Annotated in this window: 20 protein-coding genes and 1 pseudogene; 16 read left to right on the top strand and 5 right to left on the bottom strand. The window is 60.9% G+C overall.

The features are described 5' to 3' along the window. Positions 1-12: 12 nt before the first annotated feature. From F561_RS0107850 to F561_RS29935, 6 genes and pseudogenes are all read left to right on the top strand, one after another. Positions 13-678 carry a response regulator transcription factor gene (locus F561_RS0107850; protein WP_019009405.1) on the top strand — a complete coding sequence of 222 codons (666 nt, stop codon included), beginning with the start codon at positions 13-15 and terminating at the stop codon, positions 676-678. After that, complete coding sequence (locus F561_RS0107845; RefSeq protein WP_019009404.1) at positions 679-1,788, top strand: sensor histidine kinase; 1,110 nt, start codon at positions 679-681, stop codon at positions 1,786-1,788. Between the two features lie 144 nt (positions 1,789-1,932). Then, a complete protein-coding gene (locus F561_RS0107840) occupies positions 1,933-2,823 on the top strand; it encodes an urease accessory protein UreH domain-containing protein (protein ID WP_019009403.1) in 891 nt (296 codons plus the stop codon). An 8-nt stretch (positions 2,824-2,831) separates the two neighbouring features. After that, a complete protein-coding gene (locus F561_RS25095; RefSeq protein WP_019009402.1) occupies positions 2,832-3,644 on the top strand; it encodes a TlpA family protein disulfide reductase in 813 nt (270 codons plus the stop codon). A gap of 1,644 nt (positions 3,645-5,288) precedes the next feature. Further along, the gene (locus F561_RS25090) at positions 5,289-7,379 is read left to right on the top strand and encodes an Agd3-related carbohydrate-binding protein (protein WP_019009399.1); all 2,091 of its coding nucleotides are present in this window, start codon (positions 5,289-5,291) and stop codon (positions 7,377-7,379) included. A 324-nt stretch (positions 7,380-7,703) separates the two neighbouring features. After that, positions 7,704-8,299 (top strand): annotated as a pseudogene (locus F561_RS29935) (transposase family protein); the annotation flags it as partial. Between the two features lie 619 nt (positions 8,300-8,918). Here the strand turns inward: F561_RS29935 and F561_RS0107805 are convergent. The 3 genes from F561_RS0107805 to F561_RS0107795 all read right to left on the bottom strand — a co-directional run bounded on the left by F561_RS0107805 (position 8,919) and on the right by F561_RS0107795 (position 11,722). Next, entirely contained in the window at positions 8,919-10,997 is a 2,079-nt protein-coding gene (locus tag F561_RS0107805; RefSeq protein ID WP_019009396.1) for a DUF4396 domain-containing protein, read from the bottom strand. 165 nt (positions 10,998-11,162) lie between these two features. After that, on the bottom strand, positions 11,163-11,426 hold the full coding sequence (locus F561_RS0107800) for a metal-sensitive transcriptional regulator (protein ID WP_019009395.1): 264 nt from the start codon (positions 11,424-11,426) through the stop codon (positions 11,163-11,165). Positions 11,427-11,518: 92 nt separating this feature from the next. Next, on the bottom strand, positions 11,519-11,722 hold the full coding sequence (locus tag F561_RS0107795) for a CopZ family metallochaperone (RefSeq protein WP_019009394.1): 204 nt from the start codon (positions 11,720-11,722) through the stop codon (positions 11,519-11,521). Between the two features lie 164 nt (positions 11,723-11,886). Here F561_RS0107795 and F561_RS0107790 point away from each other — a divergent pair, with 164 nt between their 5' ends. From F561_RS0107790 to F561_RS0107770, 5 genes are all read left to right on the top strand, one after another. After that, the gene (locus F561_RS0107790) at positions 11,887-14,406 is read left to right on the top strand and encodes a heavy metal translocating P-type ATPase (RefSeq protein ID WP_019009393.1); all 2,520 of its coding nucleotides are present in this window, start codon (positions 11,887-11,889) and stop codon (positions 14,404-14,406) included. Continuing rightward, a complete protein-coding gene (locus F561_RS0107785; protein ID WP_019009392.1) occupies positions 14,403-14,822 on the top strand; it encodes a hypothetical protein in 420 nt (139 codons plus the stop codon). The genes F561_RS0107790 and F561_RS0107785 overlap by 4 nt, the downstream gene beginning before the upstream one ends. Before the next feature lie 40 nt (positions 14,823-14,862). Next, the gene (locus F561_RS0107780) at positions 14,863-15,780 is read left to right on the top strand and encodes an NAD(P)/FAD-dependent oxidoreductase (protein WP_019009391.1); all 918 of its coding nucleotides are present in this window, start codon (positions 14,863-14,865) and stop codon (positions 15,778-15,780) included. Positions 15,781-15,985: 205 nt separating this feature from the next. Further along, on the top strand, positions 15,986-17,281 hold the full coding sequence (locus F561_RS0107775) for a hypothetical protein (protein WP_019009390.1): 1,296 nt from the start codon (positions 15,986-15,988) through the stop codon (positions 17,279-17,281). A gap of 155 nt (positions 17,282-17,436) precedes the next feature. Then, a complete protein-coding gene (locus F561_RS0107770) occupies positions 17,437-17,871 on the top strand; it encodes a DUF6210 family protein (RefSeq protein WP_019009389.1) in 435 nt (144 codons plus the stop codon). Between the two features lie 159 nt (positions 17,872-18,030). Here the strand turns inward: F561_RS0107770 and F561_RS0107765 are convergent, their stop codons facing one another. Together F561_RS0107765 and lnt are read right to left on the bottom strand one after the other, a co-directional pair. Beyond that, a complete protein-coding gene (locus F561_RS0107765) occupies positions 18,031-18,486 on the bottom strand; it encodes a hypothetical protein (RefSeq protein ID WP_019009388.1) in 456 nt (151 codons plus the stop codon). 178 nt (positions 18,487-18,664) lie between these two features. Next, the gene (gene lnt, locus F561_RS0107760; RefSeq protein ID WP_019009387.1) at positions 18,665-20,215 is read right to left on the bottom strand and encodes an apolipoprotein N-acyltransferase; all 1,551 of its coding nucleotides are present in this window, start codon (positions 20,213-20,215) and stop codon (positions 18,665-18,667) included. 174 nt (positions 20,216-20,389) lie between these two features. Here lnt and F561_RS0107755 point away from each other — a divergent pair, with 174 nt between their 5' ends. From F561_RS0107755 to F561_RS0107735, 5 genes are all read left to right on the top strand, one after another. After that, positions 20,390-21,688: a peptidoglycan D,D-transpeptidase FtsI family protein gene (locus tag F561_RS0107755; RefSeq protein ID WP_245556467.1), complete on the top strand. Its 1,299-nt coding sequence runs from the start codon at positions 20,390-20,392 to the stop codon at positions 21,686-21,688. A gap of 124 nt (positions 21,689-21,812) precedes the next feature. Continuing rightward, entirely contained in the window at positions 21,813-22,589 is a 777-nt protein-coding gene (locus F561_RS0107750) for a peptidoglycan DD-metalloendopeptidase family protein (RefSeq protein ID WP_026298695.1), read from the top strand. Positions 22,590-22,650: 61 nt separating this feature from the next. Beyond that, a complete protein-coding gene (locus F561_RS27155; protein ID WP_019009384.1) occupies positions 22,651-23,091 on the top strand; it encodes a TlpA family protein disulfide reductase in 441 nt (146 codons plus the stop codon). 295 nt (positions 23,092-23,386) lie between these two features. Continuing rightward, the gene (locus F561_RS0107740) at positions 23,387-24,016 is read left to right on the top strand and encodes a DUF305 domain-containing protein (protein WP_019009383.1); all 630 of its coding nucleotides are present in this window, start codon (positions 23,387-23,389) and stop codon (positions 24,014-24,016) included. Between the two features lie 171 nt (positions 24,017-24,187). Then, positions 24,188-26,005, top strand: a complete 1,818-nt coding sequence (locus F561_RS0107735; RefSeq protein WP_019009382.1) for an N-acetylmuramoyl-L-alanine amidase — start codon at positions 24,188-24,190, stop codon at positions 26,003-26,005. The last annotated feature ends 327 nt before the right edge of the window (positions 26,006-26,332 follow it).

The raw sequence follows: 26,332 nt of genomic DNA, 5'->3' as shown, positions 1-26,332 counted from the left end.
GGTGATCTGGACTTGGCCACCATCCTGATCGTGGACGATGATCCCGGAATTGTCGAAGTGTTGCAGGCCTACCTCACTGCGGAAGGGCACATCGTTGAAACTGCCATGGACGGCATTGCCGCTGTTCCGCTGTTGGCGCGGGCCAATGTCGCGGTGCTGGACTGGATGCTGCCGGGCCTCAGCGGGGTGGAGCTCACCCGCTACATTCGGACGGCTCACCCGAACCTGCCTGTGCTGCTCCTGACCGCCCGCGGTGAGATCGAAAACCGCCTTCAGGGCCTGGACGCCGGGGCCGACGACTACATGGTGAAACCCTTCAGTCCCCGGGAAGTGGTGGCGCGGGTGCGGGCCCTGCTGCGCCGGGTCCATGTTCGGGAACGGATTGTGGTGGGCGCGCTGGATGTAGATGTGTCGTCGCGCCAGATCACCCTGAATGGGAGCGCGGTCAATCTGTCCCGCACAGAGTTTGACCTGCTGGTCACGCTGGCCCAGCATCCCGGGATGGTGTGGTCACGTGACCGACTCCTGGAACGCGTCTGGGGTCCTGAATACTTGGGCACCACCCGGGTCGTGGACGTGCATATCACGGCGGTTCGGCGCAAGCTGGGAGATGATGCCGACGCGCCCACGTTTATCGAGACCCTCCGGGGCCTGGGGTACCGGTTCCGGGAGACCTGAATGAAACTGTTTGCGCGCCTGCTGGTGCACCACCTGGTGGTGGTGAGCGTCATGGGGGTCGTCTCGATCTTGGCGGCTGAATTGGCCGCTCATCCTTTTATCCGGCATCACGTCGAGCAGATGGCCACCCTGATCGGCCCTCAGGGGGGGAGCCTGCGCAGTGATCTGGCGGCCGGGATGCGGGGGACGTTGACGCGGGCGTTGATGGTGGCCCTGCCGATGGCGCTCGTGGTGGCCACCTTGACCGCCTGGTTTGCCGCTCGGCGGGTCACCGCGTCGGTGCGGGTCTTGCAGGCGGGAAGCAGCGCCATCGCGAGTGGTGAATATGCCCGGCGTCTGCCCACCGCGGGGCAGGATGAACTGGCAGACCTGGCCCGGTCTTTTAATCTGATGGCGGCGACGTTGCAACGGGTCGAAGAAAGCCGGGTGGAGCTGATCGGGAATGTCGGCCATGAGCTGCGCACCCCGGTGGCGGCGGCACGCGCGTATGCAGAGGCGGCAGAAGACGGGATCTTGCCCACGCTGCAGGCCGTGACCAGTATTCGGCGGGAACTGGCCGTCATGGAACGTTTGGTCGAAGATTTGACTGTCGTGAGCCGAGTCGAAGCGGGGCGAGTCGAGTTGCACCTGCGTGCGGTGGCTGTGGATGAGGTGCTGCGGCAAGCTCAGGAGCGCTACGAGCTGCCCTTTGAAAGCCGCCAGGTGACCTTGCAGGTGATGTACCCAGCCTCGCCTCTGCTGGTGTGGATTGATCCTGAGCGGGGGCAACAGATCCTGGCGAACTTGCTGAGCAATGCCCTGCGGCATACCCCCCCCGGTCACAGTGTCCAGTTGCGCGTGACCGTCCAGGGGGGCCACGCGATGTTTTTGGTGCAGGATGCAGGCACTGGCATCGCCCCGGAGCACCTGGAGCGCGTGTTCGAGCGCTTTTTCCGTGCGGATTCGGCCCGCCGGCGAGGGGAGGGCAGCGGCGTCGGTTTGACGATCGCGCGTGGGCTGGCCCGCGCCATGCACGGAGACGTCCGGGTCGTGTCATCAACGCCGCAGGGCAGCACCCTGTGCTGGATGACCCCTCTCACCACACCGGCCAGAGCAACGGGCTCCATGTGAGTGAGTGCGGTTGGTTCGCCTGGCCTGGAGCATCACTCTGGCTGAGAGGATGGAGAGCTTCTCTTATTCAGCCGCGGGATCAAGGTTACTCCGCACGGCGAGGGCTTAACACAATTTAAACACCTCACGCCTACCTTGTTTGTTATGAAGGCCTGGCGACATCCTCCACTGCTCACACGCGGGGTGAAGTTGGCGCTGGCTGGCGCCGTCCTGCTCGCGGTCACCGTCTTCTGGCCGACGCTTCATCCGCTCCTGCAAACGCTGGCCGGTGAGCTCTACCGCGGGGCGGCCACCTTTGGATCCGGTCTCAATGCAGCTCTGAACACCCTGCGGCTTCAGGCGGGCAGTTCTCTGGCCGCCCCCTTTCTTCTGGGGATGATGGCGGTCACCGCACCCTGTCAACTCTCCACGGGAACAGCGGCGTTGGCCTACGTCATGAAGAGTTCAACATCGGGCACAGCGCTGCCCCAGGCCTCGGCTTTTTTGGTGGCTCGGGTGCTGATGTACAGCTTGATGGGGTTCGGTGCGGTGGTGTTTTTTCAGGGCCGTGTTGAGGCACCCGGAGAAGGACTGCTGCTCGTCCGCCGGTTCATCGGGCCCCTGATGCTGCTCGGAGGTCTGGTCTTGCTCGGATGGTTTCGGCCGTCTCTCCCGCTGGGGCCGTTCCTGTCCCAGTGGGCGGAGCGTCAAGCCAGGCGCAAGTTTCAGCAGGCTCAGGGCAGCACGGTGGGCGCTTTTCTCTTGGGCCTGGCCTTCAGTCTCTCTTTTTGTCCCACCTTGTTCTTTCTGTTTTTCGGGATTACGGTGCCGCTGTCCCTGACGGCCCCCCTGGGATTCAGCTATCCCGCCCTCTTTGCCCTGGGCATGACGTTTCCTCTGCTGGCCCTCTCCACCTTGGCGCTCACCCAGTCCCCCACGCAACAGGCGGCCCTGACCCGCTCTACGGTCAAGCTCAACCGCCTGTTGACGCCGCTTGCCGGACTCACTTTTCTTCTCGCCGGACTGTTTGATACGTTCGTGTACTGGTTGATGTAAAGGAGCCTATGTTCACGGCAGATGCATTGAGGTTGGGTTCTTTGGTTCTGGAGTGGTCGCGGGTGGGCTTTCTCCTGGGCGCGGTGGTGTTCACCTTTCTGGCGGCCCGCCGGGGAAACGCGCTGGAGCGAACAGCCTGGTGGGTGCTCTTGGCTGCGCTCTTGTTTGGACGGCTAGGCTACCTCTGGAACTACCGCAGCGGACTGAGTGGGCTGGGTGCCGGGGGCATGCTGCGTTCAATGCTGGATGTGCGCACTGGGGGCTTCACATGGGTCTGGGCGCTCCCCGCGGCTGGCTTGACCGCGGCCCTGCTGGCCCGCCGCACAGCCTGGCAGCTGATCCCGCCTGCCCTGGGTGCCCTCGTGGTGGGTGCGGCGCCGTTGATCCTTCGCCCCGCCAGCAGCGTCACCCTGGTGCCTCAGCAGCTGCCCCTCGTCCGGCTCTCTGACACTGGCACCGAAACTGTCACGTTCGCCAGCATTGATCAGCCCACCCTGGTGAACGTCTGGGCCACCTGGTGCCCGCCCTGCCGCCTGGAGATGCCTCTGCTGACCGAGTTTGCTCAGCGGGGATATCCCATTACCTTTGTCAACTCCCGGGAGTCTCCCGGTACTGTGCAGGCATTCATGACTTCCCTGGGCTACCAGGGGCCCTCGTATCTCGACCAGGGTGCGGTGGGACGTGCCCTCGGCGTCATCGGATTTCCCACCACCTTGCTGGTGGGGAACAATGGCCAAGTGCTGGAACGGCATTTCGGTCCGCTTGACCGTGCCCAGTTGACGGCTCTTTTTGCCCGGCATCAGATTGTGCCGGTGCCCTGAAGCCAGCCGCTGAGCTGAAACAAGACCTTGCCTGAGTTGCAGTGACAAGCCAGCAATGCCGACAAGCTGGAGCTCACCTCTGGGAGGCTTGACGGCGCTTGGCTCCTGGGCGAGACAGAATTGTTAAGAGATGAAGGCCCCGCTTGACCACCAACCAGACGGGGGGAGCGGGGGGGAGATCAGGGTTTAAGTTCCTGTTGTGCAGACGATCTGGCCAGCTCCCGTTTCTTTCGGTACTGTCTGAGCGCCTTGACAACTCATTGCCATCAAGCCCTCAATGGGGCAGTGGTGGAGGGTGAAGATCGTTGGTCCCTGTCTTGGAAGGTTTTGCGAACGCTGAAAACCATGCAGGGGAACTTCAGCGTTGATCTCCCGCACAGGGAAGTGAATGATAATGGGGGGTATGGCCTGGACAGAGGTGATAGTTGAGTTGGCCATCCTGTTGCCGGATCGGGTGCGGCTCTCCTCTTCCGGGGATTCCACCTCCGTTCAAGTGCGCTATACCGACTATCCTTATGCTGAGGGTTGGGTCCCGATCGGCCAGCTGACGGACACACTGGTGCCTTTAACGTCGAGTGGTCTACTGTTCCTGGAGGCCTCACTTAGGGAGACATGTGAGGAGCGGGGCTGGGGATGGTGCGTGGGCAGCAGCGAAGGGCCTGTTGCAGCCAGCGCGTCGGTGACCCTCGGAGCAAGAACATATCTTGAGAACGCCCCCGCACCGGTTGAAGCGTTGGCGCTGGCCCTCCTCAAAGGATTGAAAAGCACCTGATTGCGCCAGCAACAGCAAATATAGACCAACAGAATAGGGCATGATCCCAAATAGGTTGTGGATGCACGCCTGGGCCAATACAGGATGACCGAGAGGCAGCGCGAGTCAGGATTTGAGGTTGGTGTATGCCCGAACCGCATCCGCAGCACCTTCATCGCTGAGGTTTTCAGTGAGCCGCACCAGCGTGACCAGCGCCAGTTGTACAAGGTCAATCCTAGGACGGCCTTCGGTGTTCACTGGAGTGCGTCAGGTTGCCGCTATCAAAAAGATCAACACAGGACCGCACAGCAGGAAGGAGCAGTACCCTGTCTTGAAGAGCGCCTCGGCCCTGCAGGCAGTATTTTCAGGCCCGAGATGGGGATGACGGTCCTCTGATCCAAAATCAATGAAATGGTGGGGTTCAACGGACCCTTGAACGTTGCGCTGGTGCTAAAGCGCAGTTGGGGTCTCCATCCGCAGAGGCCTTCCTGATGGGTGTCTTCGCCCTTTTTTGGCCTTTTCGGGCCTTAACAACTGGTGCGCCCACTGGTGGAGAGGCAGAGACGGTATCGCTCAGCAGGCTGCTTTGATGAATAAGAAACGTTCTTCACACTTTTTTAACGTTCATGAAAGCTCCTCAACAATAAAGTGCTAGGGAACATTTCGCAATATTTCTTGTTTCAGTGCTCATCTGGCGCTTGGACGCGGTCCCTACTGGGTGAACATTCGTATGGGTTTGGGAAGTTTAGATCTGCCCACTTCCCTGGAACGGCTTTCCCAGTGGTGCCTCGACGAGGCGTATCGCCTTTCAACGCAAGGTGTTCTCTGGCTGTCCAGGGGGCTCTGAGCGACACACAAGGAGTCAACCCATGAGTCACCGCAGCCACCGAACGATGACCAAGGCGCTTCTCAGCATGGCAGGTGTGCTGCTGCTGAACGGCTGCCAGCAGAACGACCAAGCAGCGGTTCAACCCCCCGTCCCCTTTCAAGCTGATCCGTCCTCTCACCTTCGTGCGCCTGTGCTCGCGCCGCCTGCCAAACCTGACGCCCACAACCTCACGCCACTGCCCAATATTCGTGGAGCCAAACCCCGATTGCCATTGCAAACGCTGAGTGTCATGCCCAATCCGAATGTCGTGGCCTTAAAAGTGCTGGTGCTAAGTGCCAATGCCAATGACGGCACCCAAAGCGCCGCGACCACCATGCTGGCGCAGGCAGGGGTGCCTTACGACGTGGTCAATCCCAGTGTGCCAGGCAGCTTTACAGCCAGTACACTGGTGGCCGAAGACGGCACAGGCAAGTATCAAGGCGTGATCCTGACCACCGGAAATCTGGCGTATGAGGCCAGTCCGGGCAACTGGCAAAGTGCACTGGACTGGGCAGGCTGGAATCTGCTGTGGCAATACGAACAAACTTACAAGGTGCGGCAGGTCTCGCTCTACACCTATCCCAGCTCTTGGCCCGAAGATTACGGCCTGCGTGACGCTGGGTTGGCTTCGGGCACCGCCAATCCCATTCTTACGGCGGCGGGCCAAAGCGTGTTTACTGACCTGCGTGCAGGGGTCACCTTACCTATTCAGTACGCTTACAACTACCCGGCGACCATCGCCGCTGTGCCGGGTGTGATCACCACGCCGCTGCTCAGCGATGCCAGCGGGCGTGTACTGGCGGCTCGCTCGGACACCGGCGGACGCGAACGGTTGGCCCTGACCTTCGCCCAGAATCCCGATCTGCTGCACTCCGAACTGTTGGGTTACAGCCTCGTCAAATGGTTGACCAAAGGCGTGCATTTGGGCGAATACCGCCGATTCAATCAATTAGATATAGACGACTGGTTCCTGCCTGGCGATTTATACGATGCCGTTACCAAAACCATCAGCCCCGACGCTTTCCGCATTTCGGCCAGCGACGCTCTGTCGCTTTCTGCGCAGCAGACGTCACTCCAGACGCGCTATCCCGTGTCCCCAGAATTCAAATTTGCCATCGTGTACAACGGCAGCGGAGCCAATACGGCCGCACCCCTCAGCTGTACCCCCAATGCTGTCAGTCCAGATCGCTTGACCAGCATGTCCCGCTGCCTTGGCAACACTTTCGATTGGGTGAGCCACACCCGCGATCACCTGTACATGGATTTCTTGAACTACGATGATTCGTTCGCGCAGTTGCAGCCCAACCTGACCATCGGAGCCCAACTGGGCCTGAATATCAGTGTCAAGAGTTTGGTCACGGGCGATATGTCTGGGCTGGGCTACTACAACCCAGGAGGCGACGGCCTCAAAACAGATTTCGGCTTAGGTAAGTCCAACAGCAGTTTCCTGTTGGCAGCACAGACTTCAGGCACACGCTACTTGTCTTCGAACCGTTCGGTACCCAGTCAGTGGGATCCGAGCTGCATGAACTGTGGCCTGACCCATCCGCTGAACTCCAGTATTTTCCTGATCCCGCGGTGGCCCACCAACGTTTTTTATCATGTGACTACGCCCGCGCAGGCTGTTGGAGCCTATAACGGAGTATACGGCCCGACCGGCAGTGCCCCGTACTGGCCAGCTGATCTCACCTACACCCAGTATCTCGATAAAGAGACCGATTTGGCTCTCGATCATGTCCTCAGCGGCAGCGCCTATCCACACTACATGCATCAGGGCAACCTGCGTCAGTATGCCTCAGGCCGCAGTCTGGCGTCCGACTGGGAATCGGCGCTGTTGGCCAAATATTCAAAGTACAGCACCTTACCCCTCAAAACTTTGCGCTGGGACAGCCTGGGAGCCTATATAGAGGCCCGAACCTCTTATATGAAAAGCGGCATGAGCGGCAATTGGGATCGGGCGGCCAAGAGCTTGACCCTGCGTTCACCGAGCGGCGGTGCGGGCTTCGTCACGGGTGCGGCAGCAGGTGGCCTCGGCACCAGTGAAAGTTACAGCGGCAACACCATCACTACCTTTGCGTTGACGGCGGGTCAGGTCGTTACGGTTTCTTTGCCTTAGGACATGCGCCACTGGGGATGTTCCAAAATTTCTGCAGCGGTGTTGCGCACCTTCGCTGATGAGTGGAGGCCAAGGCGTGAAAGAGTGGGGCGCCGATTGACAGCTCCCCTGGTTGTAGCAGCGGTGAACATCGGGCATGGCAGCGCAAGCCTCGGCCATCGTCGCCGGTCACCCGGTTCGCATGCCTGCCACCTGTTAAGGCCCACTTCAACATGGCCAGCGCGAGTTGCGGTGTAGTGGGGGGACCAACGGTCTTGGGGAGCTGCGCTGCTGCACAAAGGGGCAGGGTCTTCAATCCAGATCAGGGACAAAAAGAGCTCTAAGGCGCTGTCGTTCCTCCCCGAAGGCCAATTGCACTTGATTCTAGATCGCACCAACTGAAAGCTGGGCAACCAGACTGTCAACATCCTGCTGCCGTTCGCCGTTTGGGACGGCTTCAATATGCCGCTGATGTGGACGCTGTTGCCCCAGGAGGGCCGCAGCTTCCAACAGATCCGCGAAGAACTTTTGGCACGCTTCCTGCACTGTTGTCCAGAGCGCTCCGTGAGTCGTCTGAAAAGCAGACCGCAAATTTATCGGGAAGTCGTGATTCTCGTTGCTGAATCAACACAGCATTGTTCCTTGTATCCGCCTGCCCACTACGGCGATGGTTGGAAGAGACAACTTGCCCCTCTGAGCATGCTTTAAAAAACCCCAAGCGGGCGAAATCCGTCGTTGGAATCGCCGCATGGTTGTCTATGGTGTGTCGTTGCGCCTGTGTGCCACCAAGAATGCCGCCGGAGAAGTGCTGTCCCTGGCATCGGGGCCATGCCACGGTGAATCTCCGCCGCTGTGTGCTGCGTTTTCAGGCCGAAAATCTGCACTCCGCTCTGAAAACTGGAGGTTTTCTGACGGGTCGTCAGGGAAAGACTCCCCCGGAACACGCTCTGCCCACTGAATGTTTCCCTTCAGCAAGACAGTTTTGAAGAAGAGGTCACAGCCGTCTACCTGACTGACCTGTATCAGCGTGGGTTCATGAAATGTCATTCCCTGCCCAAAGAAATCGACCTCCCCACACCCGCAACGTGCCTGGATCGGAATCCGGGTGGTGCGGCGGGCCAAGGTCATCTGACGAATCCAGTAGACCCGCGCCTCTTAAAGAGGCTCTTCGTTGTTGTTGGATACAAAGAGAGAGTCGTCCTGCGTCACGCCAACAAGCTGCGCTCGTGCGCCAGATCACGCCAACCTTGGGTTCGAAATAGAGTGTGTGCTGGCGTCTTCAATCGCGTGACCGACGTGGTATCCGACGATCACGAGACCTGTGGCAGGATCTCGTGAAACGCGCTCACAAGCGTACAGTTCAGGGGCGTTTGGCTGCTCCATCGAGGCTTCAAGCACCGCTTGGTGCATGTCAAACTCTCTTCACCAACCAGCTTGGGGGCTGCCGACTGGATTCCACGTAATGCCAGGGGAATCCAGACTCAAGCTCGGTCCCTTCTTTCATGGCTCTGTCGAGATCGCCCACCAGAACACGCGCTGGCATTGACAGCATTTTTTTGGTCAGGTGCGCACATCGATGACCATCATCAGCCCGCCTCCACCCTCCTGCTCCACATTGTTGTTTTTGGTGTGGTGGGGAATGTGACAGTGAATGAGCCACTTGCCCGGTTGCCGCGCTGTCCAGACCACGTCATAGCGCTGGCCGGGGCCGACATTCACAGTGTCGGCCAGGAATCGACCGCTGGTTGGCAGGGTTTCGCCATCACGGGCGACGACTTCAAAGGGCCCACCATGCACGTGCATGGGATGAACGAAATTGTTGTTGCTGCCGATAAAGCGCAGTTTGACGGTCTGCCCGACCCGCATCTGCAGGGTGTCAGTGGAGGGATACGCTTTCCCGTTGATGGTGAAGTAGTTCGGCAGGCCACCTTCCATGATCATGGCGGGATAGGTGAGACCATCGCGGTTGAGCCATTCCTGAAGTTGGAGGGTGTATTCCAGTGAGGTGCGGTCTTGGGCAACAGACTCGGCCGCAGTGGCCCGATCTCCCGGCACCGTTAGGGTACGGATGCGTTCAAGGTTGGCAGGCTCGGTGGTGGGGCGGATAATAAGCGCCCCATACTCCCCCAGTCCCTGCTGGCGATCAGAATCCTGATGGGAGTGGTAGAAATACGTGCCCACCTGAACCGCGGTGAAGGCGTAGGTAAACGTGCCTCCTGGGGGAATGGGACGCTGTTCCAGTCCTGGGACACCGTCCATCTCGTTGGGGAGGATCAGGCCGTGCCAGTGCAAGGTGGTGGCCTCCGGCAAGTTGTTTTTCACAATGAACTGAACCTGGTCGCCCTGGTTGATTTCCAATCTCGGCCCCGGCACCTGACGGTTGATGGCATACGCAGCAACCTGCTTGTCAGGCAGAATGTTCCATTGGATGACTGAGGTATCCAGTTGGAAGACTTTCACGCCGTCCACCAGTTGAGGAACGAGACGTTGGTCTCCACGAGCGGTGCCGGGAGCGGTGTAGGACACCGTCCGTGGATCAATAGCAGCCATGTCACGCATGGCCTCTCCCGGCGTCTCCCGCGTCATGATCATGCCGGGAGGCATGATGCTCGCGCCGACATCACGGGCACTCAGCTTCATGTTCACCACGGTGCTGGGGAGGGTCATGCCCGCAATCAGCATCAGGGCGGTGACCATGAAGACGGCCCAAAGCTGCGGCACCGTCACGTTCGGCTGCATTCCGGAGGCATGATCCATCCCGGCCATGCTCGCGGTCGGCACGGTCGTCGGTGTGCCCTGCTGGGAAGCGCTGATATCGCTCCCCTGTATTCCAGCGGTGTGGTTTATCCCAGCCATTGGATCTGGCGGTTGGCGGGCAGCGAGGGCCTGCATGGCGCCGTGTCCAGCATGAGCATCTGCGGCACCACGCGGTGTAAGGCGCTGAATTATTGCCAGGTCGAAGCGGCTGCCCTGGGGACGCTCGGTCATCAGGCCATGTTTCAAGCTCCGGGACACCAGCCAAACATTGACTGGATAGGCGAAGGCGTAGCCAACGGTGACGCCAATGCTCATGGCCATCCAGAAGAGTGGCTCAGTCGGCTGCATGGCCCGCATATCGCGGCCCATCATCAGCAGCGTCATGGTGGGCGCCATGCCTGCCATCATGGCGTTCATGCTGATGAACTCCGGCATGAAGCTCTTGCGGACGTTCTGAACATAGGAGCCGCCCATGATGCGTTGCATGAACAGCGCCTGAAAGATGAACAGGCCGAAGGCGAAGCCAGCGAGGTATTCGACGATCAAATCCAACCACATCGGCAGCCCGAGCAGGGCCGTGATGACAGCAGCGAGAATAATGCCGGTCGCGTCGCCTGCCACGCAGTGGATGGTGCTGCCAACTCCCTGCTTCCACAGCGGACGAGTGAAGTCCTCATGGCTGCCGGGAACAGGCTCCTTGTCGGCCATCACGTACAGCAGGAGGCCGATCGGTCCCATGTACAGCGTGACCAGAATGAAGCCCCATTTCATCACAGCGGGTTCGGGATTGTTCCTGAACTGGTCTATGCCTACATAGAGGGCACTGGCCAGCGCCAGGCCCAGCCAAATGAAGACAAACACGTCAATGGGTTGCACGATCATAGGGGCATCTCCTTGAAGTAGTGACCCGTTTCAGCTGACGTTCGTTGACGCGGGGCGCAGGACACCGCTGTGTCCTCAAGAGAATGGATGGGCGTTCGCAGGGCCGGTGACCGAAAACAAAACGGGGCGGCAGTGATGCCGCCCACGAAGAACTTTGACCTGAATTCAGGTGTATTTGAGGGCTTCCATCAGTTCCTCAATGATTTCGGTGCCGTCACCACGCTCATGGGCGGTGGCCACGTGAGCTTCAAGGTGACCGCGCAACACCACTTCGCCCGCGCCGGACAAGGCGCCCTGAACGGCTTTGATCTGCCGCAGCACGTCCACGCAGTAGACCGCTGGGTTGTCGAGCATCGTCACGATGCTGTCAAGGTGACCGCGGGCGATTTTGAGCCGCCGGGCCGCCCGCTTGCGCGAGTCTTCCGGCATGCACAGGTGCGTGTGGGGAAGGGACGATGCGTCTGGAGCGGAAGCTTCAGTCAGCTTGAGCGGCGGTGCGGGAGTCTTGGCCACCACTAACGCTACTGCCGAACCTGCGCGCCGTACCCTTCTTCGGTCACGGCGGCCAACAAGGCGGGGATGTCGGCCTGACCTTCGACGGTGGCTTTACCCGTCTTCAGGTCGACCTGGACGTTTTGCACTCCGGGAACGCTCTGGAGGGCCTTGGTCACGGCGGTCTGGCAGTGCCCGCAGGTCATGCCGCTGATGTTGAGTTCAGTGTTCATACCCAAATCTTATACCCTATCCAGGAGGGTGTCAAGATTGAATCGAAGCTCATGAAGCCCTCTAAAGAGCAGAATGACCGCCTAAAGGATATTTTAGGCTTGATCTCTGCTGAGATTCGTCCTATGCTTCCTTTAAACCCCCCAGGGGGGATTTGGAGGCAAGGATGATTAAAACACTGGAACTGGGGGTGCAGGGCATGACCTGCGCCAGTTGTGTCGGCCGAGTCGAGCGCGGCCTGAAAAAAGTAGAAGGGGTAGATGAGGTGACGGTCAATCTGGCGACCGAACGCGCCTCTGTGACCTACGACCCGGCCCTGACCACGCCGCAACTTCTGCTCGACAAGGTCAAAGACGTCGGCTATGAACCGGTTACCAGTTCCCTGGAGCTGGGGGTACAAGGCATGACCTGTGCCAACTGCGTGAGCCGGGTGGAACGGGCCCTGAAAAAGGTGGACGGAGTGCTGGACGCCAGCGTCAACCTGGCCACCGAGCGGGCCACCGTGCAGTACCTGCCCTCCGCCGTCAGCCCCGGCCAACTCAAAGCGGCGGTGCGGGAGAGCGGCTACGCGGTGCTGGAGACCGCAGCTGGGGAAACCCGCGGCGACGCGGAACGCGAGGCCAAAGAGAAAGAAGTGCAGGAACTGAGGCGCTCCGTGCTGTTCAGCGCCCTGTTTGCCGTTCCCCTGCTCCTAATTGCCATGCTGCCGATGCTCTGGATGCCTGCCGAAATGTGGTTGATGGAGCGCTTGGGAACAGCCATGAACTGGATCATGTTGGCGCTTGCCGTTCCCGTACAGTTTGGCCCCGGCAGACGCTTTTACCGTCAGGGCTGGGCGGCGCTGCGGCACCGCTCACCCGACATGAACACGCTGGTCATGATCGGCACCAGCGCCGCGTTCTTCTACAGCTTGGCCGTTACGCTGATGCCGCAGATTTTTCCGGAAGGCACAGCGCACGTGTATTACGAAGCGTCTGCCGTCGTGATCACCCTGATTTTGCTGGGCAAGTACTTTGAAGCCATTGCCAAAGGACGCAGCAGCGAAGCGATGAAGAAGCTGCTGGGCCTGCAGGTCAAAACCGCCCGTGTGGTTCGGGGCGGGACGGAGCTGGAACTGCCCACCGATGAGGTGCTGGTCGGGGACCTGATCGCGGTGCGGCCCGGCGAAAAAGTCCCAGTGGACGGCGAGGTCACCGGCGGCAGCAGTTACGTGGACGAGAGCATGATTACTGGTGAGCCGGTGCCCGTCAGTAAGCAGCTGGGGGCACCTGTGGTCGGCGGTACCATCAATCAGACCGGAGCCTTTCAGTTCCGCGCGACCAAGGTCGGTGCAGATACGGCGCTGGCCCAGATCATCAAACTGGTGGAGAGTGCCCAGGGCAGCAAGCCCCCGATTCAGGGTCTGGCGGATCAGGTCGTGGCCGTGTTCGTCCCGATCGTGCTGGGTATCGCCGCCCTGACCTTCCTGGCCTGGATGCTCTTCGGTGGCCCACAGGCGCTGAGTTACGCACTGGTGAATACGGTGGCAGTGCTGATCATCGCCTGCCCCTGCGCGATGGGTCTGGCCACTCCGGTCAGCGTGATGGTCGGCACGGGCAAGGCCGCTGAACTCGGGGTGCTGTTCAGAAACGGCGCGGCGTTGGAGGGACTCCAGCAGGTGCAGGTGGTGGCGCTGGACAAAACCGGTACGCTGACAGAAGGCCATCCAGCATTGACCGATTTTGTGTTAACGCCGGGCTTTGAGCGTACTGAGGTGCTGGCCTTGGTGGCCTCAGCCGAAGAGCAGAGCGAGCATCCCATCGCCCGCGCCATCGTGACGGCCGCCCAGCAGGAGGGAGCTGTTCTCCAGCAGGTCGACCGGTTCGAGGCCGTGCCTGGATTCGGACTAGAAGCCAGTCTTCAGGGCCGTCTGATTCAGGTGGGTGCAGACCGCTACATGGCGCAGCTCGGCCTGGACGTCAACCGCTTTGAAGCGCAGGCAGCCCAGATGGGTGATGAAGGCAAGAGTCCCCTGTACGCGGCCATCGATGGCCAGCTGGCCGCCATCTTGGCCGTGGCGGATCCGATCAAAGCAGGCAGCCTCGACGCGGTGCGCGCGCTGCATGCTCAGGGGCTGAAGGTGGCCATGATCACGGGAGACAACCGGCGCACGGCCAACGCGATTGCCAAGCAGCTCGGCATTGACACCGTGCTGGCCGAGGTTTTGCCCAGCGGCAAAAGCGACGCCATCACAGCGCTTCAGGCCAGCGGGCAGCGGGTGGCGTTTGTTGGGGACGGCATCAACGACGCGCCCGCGCTGGCCGTCTCGGATGTCGGCCTCGCCATCGGCACCGGAACCGACGTCGCCGTCGAGACCGCCGACGTCATCCTGATGAGTGGTGACTTGCGCGGCGTCCCGAATGCCGTTGCCCTGAGCCGGGCCACCCTGAAGAACATCCGCCTCAACCTGTTCTGGGCCTTCGCGTACAACATCGTGCTGATTCCGGTCGCGGCAGGAACCCTGTTCCACGCGCTCGGCTGGTTGCTCAGCCCTGTCCTGGCCGCGGCAGCGATGGGCTTTTCCAGCATCTTTGTCCTCAGCAACGCCCTGCGCCTGCGCAGCTTTAAGCCCCCTGTCAAGCCCGGCCCGGCCAGCCCCTCATCCCACCTGCTCGCCGCACCTCCCGCGAAAGGAAACCTGATATGACCAAACTGACGGTCGGTCCCTGGATTGCAGCCCAGAAACTCCCCAGCAAAGACCTCGCGCTTGACCGACTCGCTTTCCTGGAGCGAACCCGAACCCGCGCCACGACGCCCACTGTGGCGGGACTCCCGCTGATCGGGATGGGTGGCTCCTGCGGCAAACCCTGCTTCGCGCTGCCCTACACCCTCAACTGGACACCCGCCAACACGCTGGCACTGGAACAACTGGCGGCTGAGTTCGCCTGCTTCGTGGAATACGGCGTGTATCCGCATCTCAAGCTGCATGACGGGGGTCAGGAAGTTGCGGCGGTGCAGGACTGGACGACCTTTGCCACCGTCTACCTACGGCCTGGATATGAGCAGGCGGAAGAACTTCTCGTGCGACTTCGTGAGACGCTTCAGCCACCTTTCCATGGATAATTCGGTCGCGTCGCCTCCAACTCACGTGCCACAGCAGTCCATGACGTATGACTGCGTGATTGTCGGGGGTGGCCCGGCTGGGCTGTCCGCGGCGGTGTACATGGGGCGCTTCCGGCGCACGACCCTGCTGATTGACAGTGGGGAAGGGCGCTGGGTGTACGGGCAGCACAACGAGAACTATCTGGGCTTCCCTAAGGGGGTCAGTGCCCGGCGGCTGCGTGCCCTCGGGGTGGCGCAGGCAGAGCGCTTTGGGGTGGTTCCGCATCAGGGCCGGGTCGAGCAGATCGATCTCCTGCCGGGGCAAGAAGGCTTCACGTTGGCGACCACGTCTGGGCAGGCAATCGCGCGGACAGTGATCTGGGCGGCGGGAGTGCGCGACCGCTGGCCGACCTTCCGGGGAGCCCGCCGCCTGGTCGGCAAACAGCTGTTCTGGTGCATCGTCTGTGACGGCTGGCGAACACTCGACCGGGAGATTTTGCTGCTCGGCAATATTGACGCTGCGGCCGAGGACGCCCTGCAGTTCCTGACCTACACCTCCCGCGTGACTTTGCTGGTCGAACCTGGGAAAGACGAATTGTCGCCTGGGGCACGCCGCAAGCTCCAGGCGGGCGGCATTCAGGTGAGGACCGGGGAGGTGCGGAGTGTGCGGCTGAAAGGCCAGGAGATTGAGCGCGTCCTCCTGACCTCTGGAGAGAGCCTGACCGCAGACCTGATCTTCAGCCTGTACGGTTCTGATCCGAACACTGAACTGCTGCGGCACCTGCCTATCACGTTGACCGAACGTGGGATGATCAACGTTGACCCGAAATACCACACGAATCTGCCGCGCTTTTACGCGGCAGGCGACGTGACCGATCACCACAGCGATCAGGTGGCCTCCGCAGTGCACGGGGGCGCGCAGGCGGCCCAAGCTGCGAACTACGCGCTGTACCCACCCAGACAGCAACTGTCCACCTGACATGTGACGCGAACGCCACGTCACGGGAGTTCAGCGCGGGGTACGGGCGAGGGTTCCTCCATCCGCTCTTCAACCCTCCTTCAGAAGGATGTGTGGCCTCTGCCCAGGGGCGGCGGACGATTTCCAGTGCCGCCACCCCTGACTGAGATGCCCGAAGAGGCCGCTTGAGAGCGATCCGGGCTGGAATGCTACCCTACACGGCAACGTGACTTCTCCGACTGCCAGCCTGCCCCTCGACGCCCTCCTGCGCCGTTGGCGCAGTGACCCGGGCGCGACCTACCAAACTTGGTTTTTATGGGAAGAGCGGCTTAAAAATTTCCGTTCGATTCGGCGCGGCATTCAAACTGTCGTCCGCGATATTCGCGACGATACCTTCGGTACCCAGTACCGCGGCTCAAGTCTCGAGACTGTCGTGCATTCGATTGCTGAACAGCGCCAGATTTTTAAGGGGGCGGATCACGCCTTTTTGTGGAAACCCAAGTTGCGTATTCCGGATATCTACGAAAGTCCAGCCAATCAGCGAGCTTTCGGACAGTTTCTTGATACCTGCGTTTGCTGCACGGAAGCGGACGAACTGGTTGAGGCGGTTCGGACCCTCGACCGTCACCGCATTAAAGGCCTCGGACCCGCGGCCGCGAACCTGATGTATTTTCTGCATCCTACCCACATGCCTCCTTTCAATACGGCGATCGTCAATGGGTACAACGCTTTAACTGGTGCCAAAGTGAAATTGGGAAGTTGGGAAGAGTATCTGGCGCTGCGACGGGGCCTCTTCCGGCTGACGGCGGAGCACCGGCATCTGTTGTCCAATGATTTGGGCGCCGTGGCTGGCCTGATGTTTGATCTGGGCAGTGGGCGCTACCGTCCACCTCCTCCGGCAGAGGACGGCGCCGCCCTCCACGCTTGGCAGATGGATCTGGCCCTTGTCCGCGAAGAGACGGCGGCAGCAGCCAAAGCAAGAAGTACTGCGAACGAAAATGACCGCACCCACACAGAAGTTCAGGGCTGGCTGCGTGACTTGGGTCTCGCCTTGGGATTCGGGGTGTGGATTGCAGCCAATGATGTCTCGCGTCCCTACGCCGGAGGAAAACTGGGAGACGGCTGCGTGACCACGTTGCCCGCCAGCATTACGGGGCGCCCGGGTGCCGATGCGGTGCGGCTGATTGACGTGCTCTGGTTGGACAACGTCTCGTCTGAGGTGAGCGCCGCGTTCGAGGTGGAACACACCACCAGCATCTATTCAGGCATTGTACGGATGCTGGATTTGGCGTTGGGGGCGCCGGAACAGGCGGTGGCCCGGCTCTATCTTGTCGCTCCTGATGGCCGGGAGCACAGCGTCATGGATCAACTGCGCCGTCCCGCTTTCAGCCGGGTTCGGGATCTGGATGTCCGGTATCTGCCGTATGGAGAACTGGAGCGGCACCGGGACAGCATGGCCCGGTTTGGCCAAGGCCTACGGGCCATCGAAGCGGTTGCCCGGCCACTGCGAGACCTGGAGTAGTAGAAAACGCTTTGCGCTCTGCGACGTCCACACGGGTTGGCTCACCTGTCCCTGGATCCCACTCGGCTTGGGCTGAGGCAGCTCAGTCCATAGAACTGTAACTCCTGGATCGTCCACTTCGCTCTGTCAATTTTTCAGGATCAAAATAGGTTTGCATGGATGAACGGGCATATGTGTTTCTCGACCCTGACGGATCTCAGGGGGCTGGTTTGGTGGTTATCGTGCAGGCCCCGACCGGCGTGGTGTATGCCTCGCAGGTCGGTGGCTACGCCAATGAAGAGCGGGAGGTAGAAGGGTTTGCGATTCCGCTTTTTAACCCTCACCACCTCAACGTCTTAAAACTGTTCTTTGGTGGGTATAGCGGGAATCCGATATACCCAGGAACATCCTACGAACGATGGCAAGAGCGTGATCTCCAAGCGTTGGCAGAAATTATCGGGCGAATTCCACTGTGGCAGACAAACCGAGACAAAGACGAACCTGCATCCCTTGAATTTGATTCAGCACGTCTTCAGGAGCTCACGGAAGGGTGGATTCCGATTTTGACCCCCTATGGCCCAGGCATTTTGACCCATCAGAACTGCGACTGAGGGCTCCTGTTGCTTTGATAGACCAAAGTGGACGGTCCACTACTTCAGTCTTTGAAGTCGCGCTGGTATGCCGAATTGCAATTCGTGTCAGCTTTCAGACCGGGTCCAAGATAAAAACCTGGTACCAGACTTCAGCTTTTCTTACTCAAACGCCTGAACTCAAGGGGCGGTGACCCTGAGCAGGATCACGTTGGAGGGCCTGCGTGTTGCCTCCATGGGGTTTGGCTTCGGGTAGGCCCAGAACGTTCCCATGTTGGTATCAGCACGAGCAAAAATAGGAACTTCGGCCACGCCTGATGGCGGGAGGATCACCTCATCAGGAAGCGGGGTCCAGGTGGTCTCAAAGACCAACGGAGAGTCATCCTTTCTGAACAAGGTTCGCCCAGAGGTGTTGAAATAAGTGGCCACCCTCCATGTCTCATAGCCCCCACAGGCTTGGGGACTGGGCACCGTGATTTTGATGTTGACCGGCTGACCGAGACGAACCTCCATCTGACTCAGACTGAGTTCAGGTGGCAGTGTCAAGGTGGAACATTCTTTCGCTGGCGCGGTGAGGGTGTTGCAGGAAGTGAGTCCGCTCAACACGATCAGACTGGTGAGCAAGAGGTGCCGCATGCATGGACAGTACTCTATTCAACTGTCTGGCTCTGCTGGAGATCAGCACGACGGAATCGCGAGTTGACACGCTGACGCCCCTTTGAATGTTGAAGTGGTTCCGGCTTCCCTACTGTTCTACGCTCTCCCAGACACCGCAGCGGCTGGACTGCGGGCGCAACGGCACGCCCCATTCCGTTCAAGCCTCCGGGGAGTCTACGTGCTTGGCCTTCCGGCGGGGGCCCCAACGGCGAACCAGAACGATTCCGGCAAGCACCATCACGCTGCTCCACCCCACCCACTCTCCCCACCGAACGTAAGGGGTCTGATCCTGCATCAACCGGTAAGCCACAGTGAAGGCGCCCTGAACGCCGCGTGGAGCACGGTTCAGAACTTGGCCCCAAGGATCGATGGCGGCACTGACGCCATCATTGCCCGCCCGCAGCAGATAGCGGCGGGTCTCGATGGCGCGTATCCGCCCCATTTGAAAATGCTGTTCTGCCCCTCCCCGGGTGCCAAACCACGCATCATTGGAGATCACGATCAAGAGATTGGCCCCCTGCTGGACCGCTTGTCGGCTGAGCCGAGCAAAGACGGATTCGTAGCAGATGCTGACGCCAGCACGAACCAAGCCCACAGGAAGGACCGTCGTCAGCTGGCCCGGGGTCAAACTCCTGTATCCGGGCAACCCCAAGGCAGTGAGGACGGAGCGGTAGAGAGGCCTGAGGAGACCTTCAAAAGGAAGCTGCTCGCCAAACGGCACCAAGACCCGTTTGTCCTGTCGGCGGCCAACGCCGCTGGCCGTCACCCCATAAGCGCTGTTCCGCAGCTGTCCCGGCACGTCTCCTGGAGCGCCCAAGATCAGCGGCGCACCCAAGCGCTGGAGGGCTGCTCCTAGAACAGGGGCGGTCGGCTGCAGTGGGACAGCAGTCTCTGGCCACACCACGAGATCGGCCGCTTGACCACGCAGAGCCGTCTGGGTGAGCCTCAAGTAGAGATTGACTGCGTCTTGATCTGCGCCCTGCATCTTCAGGCGCGGATCGAGGTTGCCCTGAACCAGCAAAGCCGTCTGGGAGGTGGTGAGGCTCTGGGGTTGGACGGATCCCCAGACGGCCGCACCGGTCAAGGCAGACAGCAAGCCGAAGAGGACAGCCAATCGTCCACGGAGACGGCGCGCGGGGGCCACGACATACCCCAAGGCGCTGGCCCCCGCCGTCAACGTAAAGGTCAACAGGGACACGCCCCCCAGACTGGCCAGTTGAGCCAAAGGGGTGTCAACGAGCGCGTACCCTGGAGCGCCCCAAGGAAAGGCCAAGCTGCCTTGCGTCCGGAGCCATTCCATGATCACCCAGGCAAAAGGCAGCGCCAGCAGGGTGGATGACCCCGCCAAACGCCGCGTGAGCGCGAGTCCAGCGGTCCAGGTCAGGGCACTCAACGGAATGACCAGGAGGGTGAGGCTCCCACCCAAAGGTCCCAGGGTCGTGGCCATACTTTGCGGCAGCCAAGCCAGGTGCACCGCAAAGAAAGAGAGCGCGAAAGCAAAACCCCGCCCCGCACTCTGGCGGACGGTCTGGCTCTGGGCGACCCGGAGATGAAGCCACGTGAGAGGCAAGACGCTCAGCGCCGCCAGAACAGGGACCATCAGGAACAGTGCAAAGGTGAGTCCTGCTGCACTGTCAGGCAGCCACGGCCAGGAGGCCGAGTTGCCAAGCCGTTGCCGCCAGGCGCGAAAATAAATGCGGTCTGTCACGTGGCTACGGTAGGCCTCCAGTGTTCAATTTCCGTTAACCGCTTAACACAACGGAAACAAGAGCCTCCTACACTTCCGGCAAGCAAGCTCCTGAGGTGATCAACAGCTAATATGAACCCGTTCTTCTCCGTTCGACCAGTGACCCACCGCTTTTTTTTCTTAGGGACGGTCTTTTTGCTTTCTTTCCTGCTTGTGGGCCTCACGTTTGTCCGGGTGATCTTCCCGCAACGGGCGTTGGTTCGGTGGCCCAGCCCAGTGGAGGAGCGCGGGCGAGTGGTCAGCGCGGACGGATCTCTGCTCGCGTCCGGTCCCGTGACAGCGCGGGTCTATCCACTCGGCACGACCATGTCGCCCATCGTGGGTTTTGTGGGCCGCACCGAAGGGCTCGAAGGCCTGGAACGAACCCAGGAGGCAGCGCTCCGGCAAGGGAAGACCGTGGCCTTGACCTTGGACGCCCGAATTCAGGAAGCAGCAGAGCGAATTTTGATGGCGGCTGTGGCCCGGACGAACGCGGAATTTGCCTCTGCCGTCGTGCTGGAAAGTCAAACAGGCGCCGTGATTGCCGCAGCGTCTGTACCAGGGTTTGACCCAAACGCCTGGGAAACGGCTCCCGCCACACGGTGGCGCAACCGGGCAGTCTTGGATGAGTATGAGCCGGGCAGTGTCATCAAGCCGCTCACCGTCGCCGCCCTGCTGGACGCGGGATTGACGACGCCCGAGACGCTGTATGACACCCCGATGGCGCGGCGGTATGCCGGAGCGACTATCAATGACATCGTGCCGCATCCTCCGCAGCTCAGTACACAGCAGGTTCTGCGCTACTCGAGCAACGTGGGCATGACGCATTTGGTCGAGGGTGTTCCGTCCGCGCTGCTGTACCGGTACTTCACGGCCTTTGGTCTGGGACAAGACGTAACCTTGGGCCTGCCGACCTCGAATGGTCTGCTGCGTGATCCCGCCTCGTGGACGCCTCTGGGGCAGGCCACCATGGCCTTCGGGCAAGGCATGACGGCAACCACCATTCAGATGGCGGCCGCTTTTAATGTCTTGGCCGCAGGTGGCCGCTTTCTGCCGCCGTATCTGCTACAGGGCAGCAAGCCGCTCAACAGGTATCAGGTCATCAAACCGGAAACGGCCCGCCAGATGCAAGCGATGCTGCATGCCGTCATCGATGACGGCATCAAAACCAAGGCGGAACTGCCTGGCTATCACGTGGCAGGCAAGACCGGTACCGCCCAGGTGGTAGTCGGTGGCCGCTACAGTCCAAACGTCTTCACCAGTACTTTTGCGGGATTTAGTCCTCCCGAACAGCCCAGATTTACGGTGGCTGTGATGGTGCGCGGTGCGCAGCGCGATTATCAAGGGTCGCAGCTGGCCGCGCCTGTGTTCAAAGAGATCTCCGCAGCCCTGTTTTCCCTGTATGCCATGAGCCCTGCTCAGTCCCCTGTGCCACGTCAGCCTGAGGCTCCGTGAGTCGGCGGCCCAGCCCTGAATGTCTGGGAGCCTGAGCCCCTCTTCAAGTGTTGCCGTCTCTTCTCATGTTGGGCGACTGAGGTTCATACGATCTTTACACAAGCTTGCTAGGTTGCCTTCATCCATGCCAATTCGAACCCTCGCCACTGTACTACTGACAACGATTGCTTTTGCGGGAGCGGCCACGCTTCAGGTGCGTCCAGGAGATACCCTGAGCGGACTGGCCAGTCGGTCAGGCACCACGTCTCAAGCGTTGCTGCAACTCAATCCCGGGCTGAATCCCCGTCTGCTTCAGGTGGGCACGGTGCTGCAAGTTCCTGGCCCTTCAGCGGCTTCGGGCAGCGTGGTCGTCAAAAGAGGCGACACCTTGAGTGGCCTCTCCCGGCAATACAAGATCGGCATGAGTGCCCTGTTGGCGGCCAATCCCCGAGTCGACCCGCGCCGCGCCCTGCAGGTGGGACAGAAGCTCACTCTCCCCCCCGCACCGGTCTTGATTCGACGCTCGGCCTCTCCAGCTCCCCGAATCCAGGCGACAGGGATCCGGGTCACTGCCGTGATGCCTGTGCAGGGGCGGCTGACCACGCCTTACCGGACGGGTCACGAAGGGCTTGACCTCGCCGCTCCCACCGGCACACTGATCCGCGCAGCGCGCGCCGGTGTGGTGACGGAGAGCCGTTTTGATGGCCGCACCGGGTGGGGGTGGACCATCGTTATCGACCACGGTGGGGGGCTCAAGACCAGCTACAGTCACAACAGCGCCAATCTGGCCCGCTTGGGCGCGCAGGTGCAGATGGGGGACGTGATTGCCCGCGTGGGAAGTACAGGCAACAGTACCGGCCCGCATGTGGATTACCGGATCACCCAAAATGGTCAACCGGTCAATCCTGCAGCCTTGTACTGAAGAACTCAGTTTAATCCCGTATGACGTCTCTCTGACGTCTTCCGCTCAAGCTGACCAGCACATGCGCCAGTTGTCTGCGTTGCTCTGTATCAGCTTGGTTTCTGCCGGAGGGCAGGCCAGCGCCGGAGCTACCTTGCCCACGCTGAAGGTCAGCACGGCCGCTGCCCCCAGCGATTCAAAACCTTTAATCGTTAACTTTTGGGCCAGTTGGTGTGCGCCCTGCCGCGCTGAATTGCCGTTGCTGCTCGCGGCGCAGCGTGCGGGCCGGGTGCGAGTTTTGGCTGTCAACATCGGAGAAACGCCTGCTACGGCTGGGGCCTTCCTGAAGCGCGAAGGCCTCACAGCGCTGAATGTGGCCTTTGCCCGCGCCACCGATGTGGGAGGTTGGATCATTCCGGGCCTGCCCACCAGCGTGCGCGTCGGCACCGGCTGGCGCGACACCGGGCGGCGTTACGGCCCACTGCATCCGGGCAATGGGCTGTTGGCGCCTGTGCAGAAGTAATCCAATCCTACGGAACTCCCATGAATCCTTGACCCAGGGCGGGTAGGCCATTGGTATGCCCCCTGGGCCCTCTCCCACAAGTCGAGAGGGCAACACCAACATGGACGAGACTCTTTTTCATCCCGTATCACACCCACACCGGCCTCTCAGAAGGGAGAGGAGAAAAAAGATCGACACCTCTTGGTTCCGCTCTATGACGCTTCAACTGAGCTTGAGGGAACGAGCCTGCATTCAGGAACACTTGAGGCTCTCCCAGCTTTACACGAACTTAACAGGGCACCTCTAGAGTCACCCCATGAAAAGTATTCCCGTTGTGATCGTCACGGCAGCCTTAGGGCTCGGCGTTTTTGCTTTTGCTCAGAACAGTATGGGCGGGATGGATCATAGTCAGATGGGGGCCATGCCGATGGGCACCAAAACGTCGGCACCGATGTCTGGCATGGCCATGGGCGCCATGGACATGAGTGAGTTAGAGAAACTGAGTGGGAAGGCCTTTGACCGCGCCTTTCTGAGCATGATGGTGCCCCACCACCAGATGGCCGTCGATATGGCGCGGGCCGTCTTGCCGGTGAGCAAGGACGCCACTGTGAAAACGTGGGCGAATGCCGTGATCAAGGATCAGAGCCGGGAGATCAATGAGATGAACGCGCTCCTTAAGACCTACGGCGGCAAAGATGCGGCGATGGCCGCCAGCATGATGAAAGGGATGGCAGGCATGGCCAACATGGTCAAGAGTGCCAAGAACCCGGATGTAGCCTTTGTTCAGGGGATGCTTCCCCATCACGCCTCCGCCATCGACATGGCGAATGTGGCCCTCCAAAAAACCACCAATTCAAAAATCTTGCCCTTGGCCCGCAATATTGTGACGGCTCAGGCCAAGGAGATGTATGACTTCCGCATCTGGCTGATGAAACGCGGAATGTAAATCCGTTCGAGTTGTGGCCGGTGCCCCTGACAGGCACCGGCTTTTTTGGTCTGGTGATCTCTCAGCGTCCCCTTGGACGAGAAGAACCCTCGGCATCAGGAAGTCCAGACAAACGGCCCATGAGCTTTGTAACTGCGTTGTTTCTCTCCTGGCTTTACAGTGGAAAAATCAATGAAGATTTCCTTGCTCCTGTTAGGTGCGCTGCTGTGCGGAACTGGAGGGGCACAGGGCGCGGCCCGTACGGATCCTTTCTTGCGGCAATCGCCCGCCCAGACCTCGCCGATACTGCGGCCTCTCCCCACGGTGCCCAGCGCCGCCTCACCCACCCCCAGTCGCCTGAATGGCAGTGGGGTGCAAACGGCGACCTTTGGCAACCCTCGAACCAGCAGCAGTGGAGCCCAGACCCGCGTGGTGTTCGATCTGAGTCCCGGCGTCACGTATACGCTCGTCCCGTCCACGACGGGATTGACGCTTGACATTGAGGGAGCCCGCGTGGTTCCGATGCTCATGGCCGCCTTGGGCTCTGGCGTCAGTGAGTACCGCGCCGGCGATGGGCGGGTCTCGGTTCGCACTGCGTTTGCCCTGTCCGCCAGCGCGGGTTGGCGGGCCAGTGAAGCCACGCTCGCTTCAGGCACCCGGGTCTTAATTCTCGATTTCGGATCAACGGTGACGGGCGGCGCCAGCGAGTCCCTGCGGGCAGTGGCGCGGCCTGGAGTGCTCACCACAGCTGCCGGGCAAGCGGCTGCCCCCTTGGGACTGAGTCCTGCGGGGGCGTTGTCCGTGACCTCTGTTCCCGTGGCCCGCACGCCTGCGGTTCCGCTGGCCTCCACGGCTGTGCCCCGAGCAGGAAACGCCGATCAATTACCGCCGGGCGATACGGTCTCGCCCGGCGCTGCATTGCCCCTGGCCCCGGCCTTGCCCACCGCCGATTCGTCCCGTCCCAGCGCTCTGGCGGGCCGGGTGTCCGGTCAGCCGCTTGGGGGGCTCCTGGGTGCACCGCGTTTTGGCACGACTCCGGGCCTGACCCGTGTGGTGCTGGATTTGCCGCCAGGGACAAGCTACGTGATCGAGCCGCACGCCCTGGGAGTCCGGATCGAACTTACCGGCGTGAATGCTCTGCCTCAACACATTCAGAACGTCAGTCCAGAGCTCCGCAGCTGGCGGCTGGAACCAACGGCCGCTGGTAGCACCTTGGATCTGGTCACGGGCCTGCCCAGCACCCCCCGGAGTGGGTGGCGGGCCCAGTTGCTGGCCCCCACTCCGGGCACTCCACAGGCGCGTCTGGCGATTGATCTCTCGCCCGCCCTGGTCAACCTGACGCCGTTGGCCGCCACTGAACGCCGGCTCGCCGCGGTGCCTCCTGTTCGGATGGCGAGCGGGGCCGCACTCTTGGCCCTCAGCGCCGCCTTTGCGCCGCCCCGGGTGGTGCTCGACCCGGGTCACGGCGGACGGGATCCCGGCTCAGTGGCCAGCGTGATCGAGAAAGAAGTCACCTTGGCGGTGGCCTTGCGTGTCCGCGATCTGTTGAGGCCAGCCGGAGTGGACGTGGTCTTGACCCGAACGACGGACCAGGCACTGGACGGTGTAAAAAGTAAGGACTTACAACTCCGCGCGCAACTGGCTGGCCCCGGCACCCAGCTGTTTGTCAGTATCCATGTCAATGCGCTCGAAGCCCAGACAGCGCTGCGCGGGTACGGTATCGAAACGTGGTGGAATCCGAACCACCCGCTGTCGGATGACCTCGCCAACCTGCTGCAGCGCCGCGTGATTGAAACGACCGGAAGCTTTTCCCGCGGCCTGAAATCTAACCAGCCCTTGGCCGTCTTGAAGAACAGCCGGGTGCCTGCCGCCTTGGTCGAAATTGGCTACACCAGTCATCCTGTGGATGGACTGAACCTGCAAAACGCCAATTATCTGGATCGTGTGGCCTTGGGCATCGCGCAGGGCATTCGGGACGCCCTGACTTCAGACCTAGGGGCCGGGAGGTAGCGTCGAGAGCAGGCCGACGGCCGTGTACACTCCCGAGCTGTACTCGAACGTTGGCCAGCTCTGTCCAGTGAGCCAGATGGCTTGGTAATGTCCAGAGTTTGGCAGTGCGGCGGATGATGTCAGCAGCTAGAGCGTCCCCTCACCTCAGGACAGCGCAGGCATGAACAACCTGAGCAGCTCGGCAGCGAGGTGACTGCGGCTGGTTTGATCGCGTGGAGCCTCTCCCCGGCGGAAGTTCCTTGGGACCTGAATCAGCTCATTCTTAGTCGGCGTGCTGTCCTCGCCGGTTCACCTTGATCATGGGTTGATCACGTGCCGTGGAGATGA

It is taken from the genome of Deinococcus aquatilis DSM 23025, from assembly GCF_000378445.1.
Classification (GTDB): domain Bacteria; phylum Deinococcota; class Deinococci; order Deinococcales; family Deinococcaceae; genus Deinococcus; species Deinococcus aquatilis.
The sequence above is the reverse complement of the archived record's forward strand: the minus strand, read 5'-3'. Positions and strand labels throughout refer to the sequence as shown.